The organism is Alistipes sp. Marseille-P5061 (genome assembly GCF_900290115.1).
Classification (GTDB): Bacteria; Bacteroidota; Bacteroidia; order Bacteroidales; family Rikenellaceae; genus Alistipes; species Alistipes excrementigallinarum.
In genome coordinates this window covers 648423-663091 of record NZ_LT985749.1, presented here as the reverse complement: position 1 = coordinate 663091, position 14669 = coordinate 648423, and the positions used below count along the sequence as shown (strand labels likewise).

The 14669-nt window shown below is 63.5% G+C and carries 12 protein-coding genes and 1 pseudogene; 8 read left to right on the top strand and 5 right to left on the bottom strand.

Annotation, left to right across the window (positions count from 1 at the left end; genetic code table 11):
* Positions 1-27: 27 nt before the first annotated feature.
* Positions 28-621, bottom strand: coding sequence for a DUF3575 domain-containing protein (locus C8267_RS06520; RefSeq protein ID WP_106634091.1), 594 nt, complete (start codon positions 619-621; stop codon positions 28-30).
* Positions 622-1177: 556 nt separating this feature from the next.
* Between C8267_RS06520 and C8267_RS06515 the strand changes: the two genes are divergently transcribed.
* From C8267_RS06515 to C8267_RS06500, 5 genes and pseudogenes are all read left to right on the top strand, one after another.
* The gene (locus C8267_RS06515; protein ID WP_106634090.1) at positions 1178-2107 is read left to right on the top strand and encodes a Ppx/GppA phosphatase family protein; all 930 of its coding nucleotides are present in this window, start codon (positions 1178-1180) and stop codon (positions 2105-2107) included.
* A gap of 391 nt (positions 2108-2498) precedes the next feature.
* Positions 2499-2720, top strand: coding sequence for a fimbrillin family protein (locus C8267_RS06510; protein WP_158699739.1), 222 nt, complete (start codon positions 2499-2501; stop codon positions 2718-2720).
* Positions 2665-3309, top strand: a pseudogene (locus tag C8267_RS11040) (fimbrillin family protein); the annotation flags it as partial. The gene C8267_RS06510 and the pseudogene C8267_RS11040, both read left to right, overlap by 56 nt.
* Before the next feature lie 167 nt (positions 3310-3476).
* Complete coding sequence (locus tag C8267_RS11035; protein ID WP_106634088.1) at positions 3477-4316, top strand: IdeS/Mac family cysteine endopeptidase; 840 nt, start codon at positions 3477-3479, stop codon at positions 4314-4316.
* Positions 4317-4379: 63 nt separating this feature from the next.
* Positions 4380-5228, top strand: coding sequence for a fimbrillin family protein (locus C8267_RS06500; protein ID WP_158699737.1), 849 nt, complete (start codon positions 4380-4382; stop codon positions 5226-5228).
* 179 nt (positions 5229-5407) lie between these two features.
* Here C8267_RS06500 and C8267_RS06495 read toward each other — a convergent pair whose 3' ends face one another.
* Positions 5408-7639 (bottom strand): inorganic phosphate transporter, encoded by a 2232-nt coding sequence (locus C8267_RS06495; protein ID WP_106634086.1) that lies wholly within the window; start codon positions 7637-7639, stop codon positions 5408-5410.
* 193 nt (positions 7640-7832) lie between these two features.
* Between C8267_RS06495 and C8267_RS06490 the strand changes: the two genes are divergently transcribed.
* Genes C8267_RS06490 through ppk1 form a run of 3 tightly spaced genes read left to right on the top strand, consistent with a single transcriptional unit; the run spans position 7833 to position 11751 of the window.
* Positions 7833-8591: a UDP-2,3-diacylglucosamine diphosphatase gene (locus tag C8267_RS06490; RefSeq protein ID WP_087362550.1), complete on the top strand. Its 759-nt coding sequence runs from the start codon at positions 7833-7835 to the stop codon at positions 8589-8591.
* A gap of 2 nt (positions 8592-8593) precedes the next feature.
* A complete protein-coding gene (locus tag C8267_RS06485; protein ID WP_158699736.1) occupies positions 8594-9676 on the top strand; it encodes a glycosyltransferase family protein in 1083 nt (360 codons plus the stop codon).
* Positions 9677-9696: 20 nt separating this feature from the next.
* Complete coding sequence (ppk1, locus tag C8267_RS06480) at positions 9697-11751, top strand: polyphosphate kinase 1 (RefSeq protein ID WP_106634084.1); 2055 nt, start codon at positions 9697-9699, stop codon at positions 11749-11751.
* Between the two features lie 478 nt (positions 11752-12229).
* Here ppk1 and C8267_RS10985 read toward each other — a convergent pair whose 3' ends face one another.
* The 3 genes from C8267_RS10985 to C8267_RS06470 all read right to left on the bottom strand — a co-directional run bounded on the left by C8267_RS10985 (position 12230) and on the right by C8267_RS06470 (position 14524).
* Entirely contained in the window at positions 12230-12367 is a 138-nt protein-coding gene (locus C8267_RS10985) for a hypothetical protein (RefSeq protein ID WP_199792086.1), read from the bottom strand.
* A 63-nt stretch (positions 12368-12430) separates the two neighbouring features.
* Positions 12431-13015, bottom strand: a complete 585-nt coding sequence (locus tag C8267_RS06475; protein ID WP_087362547.1) for an RNA polymerase sigma factor — start codon at positions 13013-13015, stop codon at positions 12431-12433.
* A 585-nt stretch (positions 13016-13600) separates the two neighbouring features.
* The gene (locus C8267_RS06470; protein WP_106634083.1) at positions 13601-14524 is read right to left on the bottom strand and encodes a cation diffusion facilitator family transporter; all 924 of its coding nucleotides are present in this window, start codon (positions 14522-14524) and stop codon (positions 13601-13603) included.
* Positions 14525-14669: the final 145 nt, after the last annotated feature.

Sequence of the window (14669 nt, the reverse complement as noted above, 5' to 3'; positions counted from 1 at the left end):
AAGGCAGTATTTTTTCATGGTCGGAGGCTATTTTTTGGCGTTGAACAGATAGACGAGCGAGATGCCCAGCTCGGTGGGCATCGGAAGGTAGCGCACCCGGTTGAGGTTCGTGCTGGGTTTGGGACCGTTGACGGGCTCGGTGTGGTAGGCGATGCGCGCCACGCCCAGACCGGCCGAGAGCTCCAGATTGAGCCTCGGCGAGAGGTAGAAGGCGTAGCCGAAGCTCACGCCCGCCGCGGCGAACGAACCCTTGTAGTAGTTTCCGGGCAGCCCCGTGAGCAGCTTGTCGCCCAGCAGCGGCAGCTTGAAGCCGCCCACCTCGAAGCCTCCGCCCATGGCGTGCAGCCCCAGAAAGAAGCGCGTATAGGGAGCCGAGAACCAGTAGCGGTACTCGGGGCGTACGAACCAGTGCTGGATTTTGTTGTCCGAGCCGATGGTCCAGGGGTTCCAGTTGACGGTGGCTCCCAGTGTGGAGTGTTTGCCCAGCGCCACCTCGGCTCCGATATTTGGAGTCGTTGCGGCCCAATAGAGCAGATTGGTCTTGGCGGCCCACCGCTGGGCCGAGGCTCCCAGACAGACGAACGCCGTCATCAGAACCGTCAGAATGATTCTCCTACTCATTGATTTCCTTAGATAACATGCACACAACTCATTCGCGGACGGGCGTCTGTTCCGTGAGGATGCCGACGTCGCAAATTTCGGCAAAAATGGGGTGTTTTCGGGAAATGCGCAGTATCATTTGCGATACGCGCGGGCAGGCTCGCCCCCGCGGCCTATCGGCTTTTGAGGCAGCATCTTCCGTTTCGGGAGTGCGGCGGCGGAGTCTGCCGCGGGGGTGCGTGCGGCGGCCGAGGGGCAAAATTCGCCGTTGCAGACCCCTCGCGCGGCGTTCGGCAGGGGCGGCGCGTTTGCGGCCGGAGGTTGCGGCGCATGCTGCGGCGAGAACGGAGGGCCTCGCGGAGTTGTGACCGGACGGCTCGAGGGGGACCCCCAAAAAAGTGGCGCTCCGGCGGCGAAATACCGCTGCACGGGGTTCTCTTTGTCCGAAATGCACTATCTTTGCGGGGAGGACGACGCGTGCGGAAGGGCTCCCTGCCGAGCCTCCCCTCGGGCGGTTGCCGGGCATCGGGCCCGGAGTTCCGGGTTCTGCGCCGCGCTCTCCGAAAAACGCAATGCGATGAAAAGAGATACCTTTGGAGCCGTCGACATCGGCTCGAATGCCATCCGGCTGCTCATCAACTATGTCGAACGCTACGAGGACGGCCGCCTCGAGTACAAGAAGGCGGCCTTCGTGCGGGTGCCTATTCGCCTGGGTGACGACGTCTTCCTGCGGGGACATGTCAGTGCGGCGAAGGCCGGGGCGCTGTGTGACGCACTGCAGGGCTTCGCGGCGCTCTTCCGCGCCTTTGCCGTGCGTGACTACCGCGCCTGCGCCACCAGCGCCATGCGCGAGGCGGCCAACGGGGCGGAGGTCGTCGAGCTGATTCGGAACCGCAGCGGCATTTCGGTCGAAATCATCGACGGAGAACGCGAGGCCGACACCATCTTCGCCGCCGGCGGGCTCAAGGAGACGCTCGACCCCTCGAAGACCTATCTCTATGTCGACGTGGGCGGCGGCAGCACCGAGGTTGTCGTCTACGCCCGGGGAGGCAAGGTCGAGGCCCGTTCGTTCCGGCTCGGCACGGTGCGTATCTTCAGCGGCGCGGAGGAGCCCGAGGAGTGGGAGCGTTTCGAGGCGTGGCTGCGCGACATCGCCGCACGTTGGCATCCTTCGTCCATCATCGGCTCGGGCGGCAACATCAACAAGCTGCACAAGATGCTCGAGAAGAAGTCGCGCGAATGCATCCGCGCCAAGGAGCTCACGGGACTCTACAACCGGCTGCGCGCCATGTCGGTGGCGCAGCGTATGGAGCAGCTCTATCTGAACCAGAGCCGCGCGGAGGTTATCGTGCCGGCACTGCGGATTTTCACCGAGGTGATGTACCTCTGCGGCATCGATACGGTCTGCGTTCCGCGCATGGGACTGGCCGACGGCATCATCCACGAACTCTACCGTCAGTATGAATCGTCGGAACCGGAGCCGTCGGGAACCGGCTGCACCGATTGACCCTGTCAGCACCGACTGATTCTGCCTGCCCGGGGCACGCGGCCAGTCCGGTGCCTGTTCCGCTCCTGCCTCGTGCCTCCGCTCGTGCCTTCTGTTCCCGTGCCTTCTGTTCCCGTGCCCTCGTTTCGGAGTTTGCCGGCCGCTCCCTCCACCTGCACCTCATTTCCCGCATCCGCCCGCCACGGATTGCTTCCTGCTCTTCCCACCCCCTGCGGAACGGCTCCGGCCGGCCTGTAGGGGGTGCCGATTTGCAGAATCGGGATAATGCCCTATCTTTGCAGCCGGGAAATCTCCCGGGGAGCACCTCCGCAACACTGTTCCGACGACCGCTCCGCCTTCGTCGGGAAGCCTTCCGCCGGATGCTGCCGCGAGCCTGTCCCTCAAACGAACCATGAAGATAACGATGAAGATGATGAAAAGAGCCGTATGGATGATGCTGGGGCTTCAGACCTGCCTGCTGGCGGCCTGCACCAGTGATTTGAACGACCCTGCCGCAGGAGGCGGCAATGACCTCCTTGAACTGAATTTCTCGATTGCCGTCACGCGCACCAGCCTCGATGACTCGGGAGCCGGCAGCTTCTCCGAAGGGGACCGCGTGGGGCTCTATATTTAACGGAACGGAGGTGGCCTACCGCGAACTCACCCTTACGGGCGGGGAGTGGCAGCCGCAGCTGCGCCGCAGTGACTTCGGGGCAGGGGAGCAGACCCTCGCGGCCTGCTCTCCGGTGCAGGGTGCCGGCGCGGGGAAAAGCCCGGTTGCGGAGTTCACCCTTGCCGCAGACCAGAGCGCCGAGGGTCTTGCGGCCGCAGACCTGCTCTTTGCGCAGCGGAGCCTGCCGGCGGGGAGCAACCGCGCCGAGTTGAGCTTCACGCATGCCATGCATCGGCTCCGAATCGAGCTCTCGGGCGACGAGCAGGTGCTCTCGGTCGAGCTCCGCAGCCGGATGAAGGGGAGCCTCGAGCTGCTTACGGGCGGGCTCACCCAGGCCGATGAGTTCGGGTGGATAACGCCGCGCCGGAATGCCGACGGCAGCTACGAGGCGGTCATCTTCCCCCAGTCGGTCGAGGCCTTCCGCAGCGACGAGGGGCTGCTGCGCATCACCACCTCGGAGCGTGAAATCATCTACAAGGCTCCCGAGCAGCTCGACGGTGCACCGCTCGAGCGCTTCGAGGCGGGCAAGCAGCTGACGCTCCGTCTGACGCTCCGCAAGCCGTCGGGCGCCGATTCCGAACTGGCCAACCGCTCGCTGTGGGTCTACGGCCTCTCGGTTCCCGACTTCCCGGGCGAGGGGAATCTGCCCACCTACAACGTTGCCTTCGATGTGGGCGCATACCGGCCGGCGTCTGGTTCCGTCGGGACTTCACCGACATGGAGGTTGAAAACCTCACCTGGAGCGAAGGGTGCGGCTGGTTCGACTGCAACAAGTCGAACGATTACGCCGAGCAGGACGGCAGCCTCTGCTGGGCCGCCACGGCCTCGAACCTGCTGCTGTGGTGGATGACGCTGAACAAGGAGTATATCGCCGCCTACGATGCCGAGTATTACGGGTCGAAGACCCCGACGGTCGTTGCCCCCGAATCGGGCCGGACCTTCGAACGCCCGGCTCCCGAGTTCAAGCTCTTCCAGGACAGCGGCTCCTCAAACCGCTCGCCGGTCTTCGAGTTCTTCAAGTCGCTCTTCAGCAAGAGCGGCTGGGAGACCGACGGCGTCAACTGGTTCATCACGGGCGACATCGGCATGTTGCAGACCAACTCGAAGATGTGGGGCTTCCCCGGCTTCTTCTCCGAGGTGTTCAAGCAGTCGGACGTCATTGCCGAGGATTCTCGGCGTTATCCGACCGGCGAGGCCTTCAACAGCTTTGTCACCGAGGCGCTGCAGAATAAAAAGGCGCTCTCGATTTCGCCGACCGGCTACGGAGGCGACGTGGTGGGCAACCACGCCATGACGCTCTGGGGGGCCGAGTACGACGAGAACGGCATCACCTCGCACGTCTACTTCTGCGACAACAACCTGGGAGACCAGGATGCCAACGGGGCTGTCATCTCGCGTTACCAGATTGTCTACGACGCCGACATGTCGAAGGGCTACACCTACATGCAGCCCCTCTACCGCCCTACGGCCCGAATGACCGTCATGAGCGTCGGGGCCGTCGACCTGCGCCGGGACATCTGGGCCCGGAAATACCCCTCGGTGCAGCCCGAAAAGTAACGGGTTGCGGCCGGCAAACAATCAAACCGAAACAATCCATCGAACTCAAACGACATGAAACACATGAAAAGAATTGCAATATGCGGTGCGGCCGCCCTGACGGCCCTCTTCGCTGCAGCCTGCAGCAGCAAATCGAACGAGCCGACCCCTGCCGGGGAGCGCGTAATCACCTTTAAGACCGACATCGGGGCCCTCACGCGCGCCCCGCAGCTCGATGCCGACGGCAGCGGGTCGTTCACTCCGGGCGACAGCTTTACCCTTCTGGCCGGCAGCGGCAGCGCCTCGCGTACGCTCGAGTACACGCTCGGCACCACGACCCTCCGCTGGAGCGACCTGGATTTTGCCGCCGAGGGCGCGACGGTCGACTTTGCCGCCTGCTACCCGACCCGGACGCTCGATGGCGGCCGCTTCGACTTTACGGTGCGGCAGGATGCGTCGGGCGACCTGCTGATGGCCTCGGCCCGGGGCGTGAAGGTGGGCAGCGAGCTGCCCGTTGCGCTCCACTTCCGCCACGCCATGCACCGCCTGGTGGTGAAGTATACGGTCGAGGATGCCTCGGTCGATGCCTCCGCGATTGAGACCTCGTGCACGGCCCGCAACAGCTGCACGGTCGACCTGGCGGCCAACAGCCTCGAGTGCGGCTCGACGGAGGAGAGCTTCTCGGCCCGGGGCGGGCAGGTGACGCTGCTGCTCGTGCCGCAGGCGGCCGACGGTGTCGCGCTTGACATCCGTGCCGGCAGCCTCTCGAAGCAGTGCACCCTCTCGCAGCTCGACGCCTGCCCCGCAATGCTCGAAGGGGGCAAGGAGCTGACGGTGAACCTTACAATCCGCGACGGTGTGATTCTCTTCGACGGGCTGACCATCGAGGGGTGGGGCAGTCAGGGGACCATCGAGGACGAAATCTCCCTCTGAAGAGCCGGAACCGCCGGGGAGAGGCTCTTCGGATGAGGCTCCGCCCCGTGCATCGGACCGCTGCAACAACGGCGGGCAACCCACAAAAGGGTTGCCCGCCGTTTGTTTCGTATGGGGTGGTTCCGGGCGGTGTCGGGTGGAGGTGGTCGGCGCTCGGAGGTGGCAGCTGTCACCGTGGGCTACTGCTGGAAGTTGCGGCTGGCGCGCAGCATGTGGCGCAGCGCCGAGATGATTTCCTGGGACTCCTGCAGCACGTTCAGGTAGACCAGCGAGACGTTGATGCTGCCCTGCTCCTCCTGGATGCGGTTCAGCTGGAGCTGCTGCAGTTCGGTGAGCTGCTCATTGACGGCGGCGCTCTCGCTCATCAGCTCCTCGACGTGCGAGTAGTCGTTGGTGCGAATCATCGCCTCGGCACGCAACAGCAGCCGCTTCACACGGTCGCGCACGGGGATGAATTCGGCGGCGCAGGAGGCGGGCAGCGGATTGAAGTTGTTGTCGACGTGTTCGCGGCAGAGGTCGCACATGCGCTTGAGCGCGTAGTGAAGCTGCACGCAGCAGTTGCTTCCCAGGTGGAACCACATGTTCTTCTCGATGGCCGTGTTGCGGTTCGTGCGACGCAGACCGATGAGCTCGCGGCGACGCACCTTGCGCAGCAGCTCCTTCTTGCGGTCGATGGTCTGGGCCACGCGGCGCAGCGTGCGGCGCTCCTCCTCGATGAAGCCGTCGGTGACTCCCGCATAGTTGTCGGCCGTGTAGGCGAGCATGCCGGCAAAGGTGCCGCTCACGTGGGTGCGCAGCAGCTCCCAGACGCGGTTCTTGTCCTTCTCGGCAAGGATTTGGCGGAAGAGGTTGTCCTCGTGTTCCGACTTGAGTTTGCGGCGGTAGCGGATGTTGCTGTGGATGAGCAGTGCGACGGCCAGCACAATCATGGCGGCCATGACCACCGCGCCGCCGTAGTACATCGCCAGCGCCACGAAGAAGCAGACGGTGAAGGCGACGCCGGCGGTGATGAACCATCCGCCGATGACCGACAGCACGCCCGTGATGCGGAAGACGGCGCTCTCGCGGCCCCAGGCGCGGTCGGCCAGCGACGTACCCATCGCCACCATGAAGGTGACGTAGGTGGTCGAGAGCGGCAGCTTGAGCGAGGTGCCCAGCGCGATGAGCAGGCTGGCCAGCAGCAGGTTGACCGAGGCGCGCACCAGGTCGAAGGCGGCGCCGTCGGCGATGACGGCATCCTCCTGCGAGAAGCGGGTGTCGAGCCACGCCTTGAGGCGCGGTGGGGTGATGCTCGCAACGGTGTTGGCCAGCGACATCGAGGTGCGGACGATGCTCCGCGCCACGGCCGACGAACCGAACATCTCCTCGCCCTCGTCCTGGCGCGAGAGGTCCACCGAGGTCTTGATGACCTTCTGCGCCTTTTTCGAGGTGCAGAGTGTCCAGACCATGATAAGGCCGGCGGCCGCAAGGAAGAGGAAGGGGGTGCGGGCCGGGGTGTTGAGCGCCCCCATGAGGTAGCTGTCGCTTCCGGCGCCGTTGGCCGCATAGTCCAGATAGGAGTCGTAGCCGGCCAGCGGCACGCCGATGAAGTTGACCAGGTCGTTGCCCGCGAAGGCCATCGCCAGCGCGAAGGTGCCCAGCAGGACGACAATCCGGAAGACGTTGACGTGCAGCCAGTGGAGCACCTGCATCACGACCGTGAAGCCGGCCAGGCAGGCGAGGAGCAGCGTGCCGCTGTTGGCGGCTATCCACTCCTTCGCCTCGGGGGTCATGAAGGCGGTCTGCTTGACCCCCTTGATGAGCATGAAGTAGACGATGGCCGTCGTGGCGATACCTCCGAAGAGTCCGATGCTCCACTTCAGATGCTCGCGGTAGCGGAAGGTGAAGAGCAGTCGGGCGAGCCACTGCACCATCATGCCGAAGAAGAAGGCGACGGCCACCGAGAGAAAGATGCCCATGATGACCGAGAGGGCCTTCTCGGTGTTGAGGTAGTCGGCGAAATGCATCCCCTCGGTGCCCGCCATCTTGACGAGCGTCAGGGCGAAGGTGCCGCCCAGCAGCTCGAAGACCATCGAGACGGTGGTCGAGGTGGGGAGTCCCAGCGTGTTGAAGACGTCGAGGATGATGACGTCGGTCACCATGACGGCCAGAAAGATGCAGAGCAGCTCCTGGAAGAAGAACTGCTCGGGACGGAAGATGCCGTGGCGGGCGATTTCCATCATGCCGTTCGACATGAGGGCGCCGCAGAGGATTCCCGTGGCGGCAATCCACATGATGACGCGGTAGGGGGCGACCTTTGCGCCGACGGCCGATGAGAGGAAGTTCACCGCGTCGTTGCTCACGCCGACCACCAGGTCGAAGACGGCGAGCATGAAGAGAAACAGAATGATTCCCAGATAGACGGTCTCCATTTTGGGACGGATTTGAATGTGCTCTCTTATTTTTTTCGGCGCAAAGATGCCGAACCGCTGTTTCGGACCCCTTTCGTCTCCGTTACAATTCGGTTGCAGCGTCGGATTTCACCGAATCTTAACCCTCCCGTCGCAAGACTGAAAGATGCGGAGCGCACATTTGCGGTGTCAAAACCGGATTTTCTGGAAGTCAATGACCGAATCGAAACATTACAGGACCCTTGTCATGTCCGACATCCACCTCGGCTCGAAGTGGTCGAAGGCCCGTGAGGCCAACCGTTTTCTGAAGTACCACACCTGCGACACGCTGATTCTCTGCGGCGATGTCATCGACGGCTGGGAGCTGCTGCGCGGCCGGCGCGAGAAGTGGAAGCGCCGCCACACCAACTTCATCCGCCGGCTGCTGGATATTCAGCACGACACGCACATCATCTACCTGCGCGGCAACCACGACGACTTTCTCGACCGCATCCTGCCGATGCGTTTCGCCAACATCACGCTGCTGCGCGACTACATCTACGTGAGCGGCGGGCGGCGCTACTACGTGCTCCACGGCGATGTCTTCGACCACGTTACCTCGTCGATGCGCTGGCTGGCCAAGGTGGGCGACGTGGGCTACTCGCTGCTCATGTGGTTCAACCGGCTCTACAACCGGCGGCGTCTCCGCCGCGGGCTGCCCTATTACTCCGTCTCGCAGCGCATCAAGCAGAAGGTCAAGGCGTCGGTCTCCTACATCAGCGATTTCGAGGAGCATCTGGTGCGCGTGGCGGCCCAGAAGGGGTGCTCGGGGGTCATCTGCGGCCACATCCACCAGGCCGACAAACGCATGGTGGGCGACATCCTCTACCTCAATTCTGGCGACTGGGTTGAATCGCTGACCGCCCTGGCCGAGGACTACGACGGCAACTGGTCGATTCTGCGCTACGACGCCGAAGAGCAGGAGAGGGGATGACCATGCGTTACCTCTTTTCCATACAGGGTGAGGGTCGGGGCCACCTCACGCAGGCCCTCTCGCTGGCCGCCATGCTGCGGCGCCACGGCCACCAGGTGGTGGGGGTGCTCGTTGGGCGGAGCTCCGTACGCCGTCTGCCCGACTTCTTCTTCGAGCGCATCGGGGCGCCGGTCACCGAGTTCGAGGCGCCGCGCTTCGCCTTCGATCACGCCAACCGGAGCGTCAGCATGCTGCGCACGCTCCTGCTCAACGCCGCACCGGCCCGTCTGGCGGCCTACGACCGCAGCATGCGGCTCATCCGTGACCGTATTGCCGAACTGAAGCCCGACCACATCGTCAACTTTTACGAATTGCTCACGGGCCTCGCCCTCAGGCGTTTCGCCATCCGGGTGCCGATGACGGGCGTCGCCCATCAGTTTCTGCTCAACCATGCGAACTATCCCTACGGCCGCGGCCGCGGTGTCGAGGGGTGGCTGCTGCGGCTCCACGCCCGCATGACGGCCTGGGGCTGCGACCGGCTGCTGGCCCTCTCGTTCCGACCCATGGAGGAGGATTGCCGACACCGCATCCGCGTCGTGCCGCCGCTGCTGCGCCGCGAGGCGCTCACGGGGGACTCCTCGGACGGGGGCTTCATTCTGGGCTACATGGTCAACAACGGCTTTGCCGACGAGCTGTGCCGCTGGAGCGACTGCCATCCCGACCAGCGGCTCCATGTCTTCTGGGACCGCCGCGACCGTCCCGAGACGTGGCAGTCGGGCGCCGGGCTGACGTTCCACCGGCTCGATGACCGGCTCTTTCTGGAGTGCATGCGCCGCTGCCGCGCATACGTCACCACGGCGGGTTTCGAGTCGGTCTGCGAGGCGATGTACCACCGCAAGCCGATGCTGCTCGTCCCGGCCCACATCGAGCAGCGTATCAATGCGGCCGATGCCGTCGCCTCGGGGGCCGGCATCGAGGCTGCGGGCTTCGACCTCGACCGGCTGGTCGACTACCTCGCCCGCCGCGGGGCCGCGACGGGCGACGACCGTTTCCGCGCCTGGGTCGATTCGGCCGAGGAGCGCTTCATCGAATTGCTGACACACTGATTCCACCAACGATGGGTAATATGGATTTCACATACAACAACCGCGAGCTGAGCTGGCTCGCCTTCAACGAACGGGTGCTGCAGGAGGCGCAGGACCGAAGCGTGCCGCTGCTTTCGCGGCTGCAGTTCCTCGGCATCTTCTCCAACAACCAGGACGAGTTCTTCAAGGTCCGCATCGCCAACCTCATGCGGCTCTGCCGCGCCCGGCGGCAGCAGCGTCTCACGGGCGGTTATACGCCGGCCGAGTTGCTGGCCGAGGTGAGCCGCCGCGCCGAGCGCGCCCAGGGGCTCTTCACGCAGACCTACCACGAGCTGCTGCACGAGATGGAGCAGCAGGGCATCTTCGTCGTCGACGAGCGACACCTCTCGCCCGAACAGCGGGAGTTCTGCCGCGACTACTTCGCCACGGTCGTCTCGCCGCGGCTCGTGCCGCTCATGCTCCGCAAGTCGGTCCGGATTCCCTTCCTGCCCGACGGCAACGCCTACCTGGGGGTCCGCATGTCCTCGAACGACGGCAAGGCGCCGCGCTACGCCGTGATTCGGATACCGGTCAGCTCGGCCTGCCCGCGCTTCGTGGTGCTTCCCGCGCGCGAGGGGCGGAGCGAGGTTATCTTCCTCGACGACATCATCCGGCTGATGATTGACGACGTCTTCTTCATGTTCACCTACGACCACATCTCGGTCCATACCTTCAAAATCATGCGCGACGCCGAGCTCTCGATTGACGATGACGTCTCGAAGAGCCTCTTCGAGCGGATTGCCGAGGGGGTCGAGAGCCGCCGCTACGGGTTGCCTATCCGGCTGATATACGACCGCGAGATGCCCGTCGACCTGCTCGACATGCTGGCCGGCAAGCTGAAGCTGACGGCTCCCGGAACGCTTGCACCGGGCGACCGCTACCACCTGATGAAAGACCTGATGCGCTTCCCGAAGGTGCGCTCCGACCTGCTGACGGTCAATCCGGCACCGCTGCAGCACTGCGACATCATCCCCTTCCAGAGCATCCTGAAGGTGGTGCGCAAGCGCGACATCTTCCTCAATTTCCCCTACCACTCGTTCCAGCACTTCATCGACTTCCTGCGCGAGGCGGCCATCGACCCCCGGGTCGAGCGGATTGCCATCACGCTCTACCGCACGGCCGAGCACTCGAAGGTCATCAACGCGCTGGTCAACGCCGCCAAAAACGGCAAGCAGGTCTCGGTGCTCGTCGAGCTGAAGGCGCGCTTCGACGAGGAGCAGAACATCGAGTACACCGACCTGCTGCAACGCGAGGGGGTCAAGGTCATCTATGCCATCGAGGACCTGAAGGTACACAGCAAAATCGTCCTGGTCGAGCGGCGCGAGAGCTCCGGCGTGCGGGGCTATGCCTACATCGGAACGGGCAACTTCAACGAGGATACGGCGCGCATCTACGGTGATTTCGGTCTGCTGACCTCCCACAAGGGCATCGTCGAGGATGTGCACAACGTCTTCCAGTTCCTCTCCAACAGCCACAAGCAGTTCAAGTACAAGCACCTGCTCGTGTCGCCCTACTACATGCGCGAGGCCTTCGAGGAGCTTATCGACCGCGAGACGCGCAACGCCCGCAAGGGGCGCCGGGCCTACATCTACGCCAAGTGCAACTCGCTGACCGACGAACGGACTATCGAGCGGCTCTACCGGGCCGCACGCGAAGGGGTCGAAGTGCGCCTCATCGTGCGGGGCGCCTGCTGTCTGAGACCCTCGGTGCCGGGGATGAGCGACCGCATCCGGGCTATCAGCATCGTCGACAAGTACCTCGAGCACGCCCGGCTGTTCATCTTCTGCAACGACGGCGAGGAGCGCATCTACATCGGTTCGGCTGACTGGATGTCGCGCAACCTCGACCGGCGCGTGGAGGTTTGCACCCCGATTCTCGACCGACAGATTCAGAGGCTGCTGCGCCGGGTCTTCGATATCCAGTGGAGTGACAACGTCAAGGCGCGCGACCTTGCGGACCAGACGGGCAACTCCTACGTCAAGGCCCTGCCGGGCGAGGCACCGCTCCGCAGCCAGACGGCGCTCTACGACTACTATGCCGGCATGTTGAGCAGGTAGTGCGGCCGGCAATGCACCGGTAAAGGAGAGTTCCCCGGGAGTCCGACAATATCGGACTCCCGGGGAACTCTCTTCTCGCCCGTGCTTTTGCGCGTGCCGTCCGGCCCCTCGCCGCTCCTCCGGATAGGGCTTCGCTTCCGTTTCGGACTCCGCTTCTGCTCCGGTCGCGGCCCTCTCCGCCCGGGGGCTCTTCTCGCCCGTGCTTTTGCGCGTGCCGTCCGGCCCTTTCGCCGCTCTTCCTGATGGGGCTTCGCTTCCGTTTCGGACTCCGCTTCTGCCGCGTCGCAGCCGCCCTTCTCCCGGGGTCGGACACAAAAAATGAAGGGAACCGGCTTCCGCCCCGGCTTCTCCGGGTGGAGCATGGCTCCCGTTTCCGCTCCGGCCGCAGCCGCCCCTCACCCGGGGGCCGGGCACAAAAAAATGAAGGGAACCGGCCCCCCGGTCCCCTTCTCCCATCAAAAATTAACCCTTAAAAAAATTATCCCTTACGATAAAGTTCCGTGAGGTAGTGATGCAGGTAATACAAATCAACATCACCTTGTATCACCTCCCTCATCATCAAATCCTCATCGTCCGAGATGGCGTTCGAAAAATCGGTTTTGTCAATCTCCTCCATAGGCAGCATCCTTTAGGCTTTACACTTAACTAACGCACCCCATGGGGAAATATTGCACGGATTTCAGCTTAAAACCAAATTTTTCTCCTTAATCATCCGACGCAGATTAATCAGCGCATATCGCATGCGTCCGAGCGCCGTGTTGATGCTCACGTTGGTCTGTTCGGCAATATCCTTGAAACTAAGTCCCGAGAAGTAGCGCATCATCACCACTTCGCGCTGTTCGCCGGGCAGCAGCTCGACCAGCGCACGGACGTCGCGTTCAATCTGCTCCGAAACCAGGGCGTCCTCGACGCTCCCTTCGGCCAGCCGCAGCGTGCCGAACATGTCGTACCCCGACTCCGACTCGTTGACCTCCTTCTCCTGCTTCTGGGCGCGGAAGTGGTCGATGACCTGGTTGTGTGCGATGCGCAACACCCACGAGAGAAACTTCCCGTTGTCGGTGTAGCGTCCGTCGTCGATGACGCGGACCGCCTTGATGAATGTCTCCTGAAATATGTCTTCGGCGACGTCCCGGTCCTTGACCATCATGTTGATGTAGTCACGAACCCGGCGGCTGTGGCGCTCTATCAGTTGCGATATCGCGCTCCGGTCCCCCGACAGGTAGTGATGAAGCAATGCCTGGTCACTCAATGCTTGAACGTTCATACTCTTCTTTCCGTTGGTTTAAAGAGTAGAATATTTTCCGATAGGCAATCCGTTTTTGGGTTTGTACTCAGTTTCAAATATCGGAAACGCGTCGGGCGTCTACGATTCGGGTGCAAGATAGTCACTTTTCTCCGAATCTCCAAATCGCGCCGTGCGCACGGGCGGTCGGCGCCGTCCGCATTCTCCCCTTGCGCAGCGGTCAAAAACCGTGCCGTGGGCCCTGAGGGGGCGATTTTGGCAGTCGGCGTACGACGGATGGTGTGGTAGGCCGAGGGGTGAAACGACCGAAATGGCAGGTGAAACGCCCACCCGGCAGCCGGGGCATACAGGGGCGAAACGCCTGCATGCGGTTTCAAAACTACAAAAAAGCCGTCCTCCGCACTTGGAGGACGGCTTTTCGATGGGTATAGCGTGCGGTGTGTCGGCGCAGCGGGGAGCAGTCGGGTGCCGCATCGTCGGTTTTGTTCTGCAGGGTGTGGCGCGGTCGAATGCCGTGCGGTAGGAAGCCTGTTCTGCCCGTTCGGGGTGCGGTCGACAGCCTTGTTTCTCCCTGCCTTGGTTCGGGGACGGTACCCCGGGCCCCGGTCAGCGAGCGTCGCTGCAGGGGGTCGAGGCGTGGAGCGGCTCGACGTGGATGGCCACCATGGTCCCCTCGCCGAAGCGGGTGCGGAGCCGACGCTCGATGTCGCGCGTCAGTTCATGGGCATGCTCGACATCCATCCGCCCGTCGACGCGGATGTGCACCTCGATGGAGATGCACGAACCGATGCGGCGCGTGCGCAGGTTGTGGGGCTCGCGCACGGCGGGGTCGTGGGTGACGATTGAGAGGATTTCGGCTTCGGTGTCGGCAGGGAGCGACTTTTCGAGCAGCTCGCCGATGCCCGAGTGGAGCAGCTGAAGGGCAATGCGGAAGATGAAGAACGAGACTATGATGGCGGCAATCGGGTCGGCGATGCGCCACTTCTCACCCAGGAAGTAGGCGCAGCCGATGCCCGCGAGCGTGCCCATCGACGAGAAGGCGTCGCTGCGGTGGTGCCAGGCGTTGGCCACCACGCTGGGGCTCTCGAGCCGGCGTCCGGCCCGCACCGTATAGCGGTAGAGCAGCTCCTTGACCAGAATCGAGACGGCTGCCGCCGCCAGCGCGATGACGCCCGGGCGCGGAAGCTCCTCGCCCGCCACGACCATGCGGATGGAGCGGATGCTCTGCAGGAGGATGCCCACGCCGACGGCGACGAGCGCCAGTGAGATGAGAATCGAGGCCAGCGTCTCGTACTTGCCGTGGCCGTAGTCATGGCCGTCGTCGCGCGGCTTGGCCGAGATGCCGGCGAAGACAATCACCACGATGTCGGTGGCCATGTCCGAGAGCGAGTGGACGGCGTCGGCGACCATCGCTCCGCTTCGGCCCAGAATGCCGGCGGCGAACTTGGCGGCCGTCAGCAGCAGATTGGCCACGAAACCGACGAAGGTGACGCGGTAAATCTCACGTTTGCGGAATTCAGCGGAATCCATTGTTGTGCGTAGCTAAAAAGAAGAGTCATTGCGGGAAACGCAGCGGGGTGCGGCTTTGGTATCCCGGCGTCGGATTTTTTTGCACGGCAGCGGGCACCCCGGGCGGGAAAAAGGGCGGAGCGGTGCATGGCTTCCCATGCATCCG

What these genes read in the sequence shown, in the direction of transcription:
- C8267_RS06475 (WP_087362547.1), bottom strand. Translation starts at nt 13,015, where the DNA reads ATGAACGTTCAAGCATTGAGTGACCAGGCATTGCTTCATCACTACCTG.
- C8267_RS06520 (WP_106634091.1), bottom strand. Translation starts at nt 621, where the DNA reads ATGAGTAGGAGAATCATTCTGACGGTTCTGATGACGGCGTTCGTCTGT.
- C8267_RS10985 (WP_199792086.1), bottom strand. Translation starts at nt 12,367, where the DNA reads ATGGAGGAGATTGACAAAACCGATTTTTCGAACGCCATCTCGGACGAT.
- C8267_RS06495 (WP_106634086.1), bottom strand. Translation starts at nt 7,639, where the DNA reads ATGGAGACCGTCTATCTGGGAATCATTCTGTTTCTCTTCATGCTCGCC.
- C8267_RS06510 (WP_158699739.1), top strand. Translation starts at nt 2,499, where the DNA reads ATGAAGATAACGATGAAGATGATGAAAAGAGCCGTATGGATGATGCTG.
- ppk1 (WP_106634084.1), top strand. Translation starts at nt 9,697, where the DNA reads ATGGATTTCACATACAACAACCGCGAGCTGAGCTGGCTCGCCTTCAAC.
- C8267_RS06490 (WP_087362550.1), top strand. Translation starts at nt 7,833, where the DNA reads ATGACCGAATCGAAACATTACAGGACCCTTGTCATGTCCGACATCCAC.
- C8267_RS06500 (WP_158699737.1), top strand. Translation starts at nt 4,380, where the DNA reads ATGAAAAGAATTGCAATATGCGGTGCGGCCGCCCTGACGGCCCTCTTC.
- C8267_RS06485 (WP_158699736.1), top strand. Translation starts at nt 8,594, where the DNA reads ATGCGTTACCTCTTTTCCATACAGGGTGAGGGTCGGGGCCACCTCACG.
- C8267_RS11035 (WP_106634088.1), top strand. Translation starts at nt 3,477, where the DNA reads ATGGAGGTTGAAAACCTCACCTGGAGCGAAGGGTGCGGCTGGTTCGAC.
- C8267_RS06470 (WP_106634083.1), bottom strand. Translation starts at nt 14,524, where the DNA reads ATGGATTCCGCTGAATTCCGCAAACGTGAGATTTACCGCGTCACCTTC.
- C8267_RS06515 (WP_106634090.1), top strand. Translation starts at nt 1,178, where the DNA reads ATGAAAAGAGATACCTTTGGAGCCGTCGACATCGGCTCGAATGCCATC.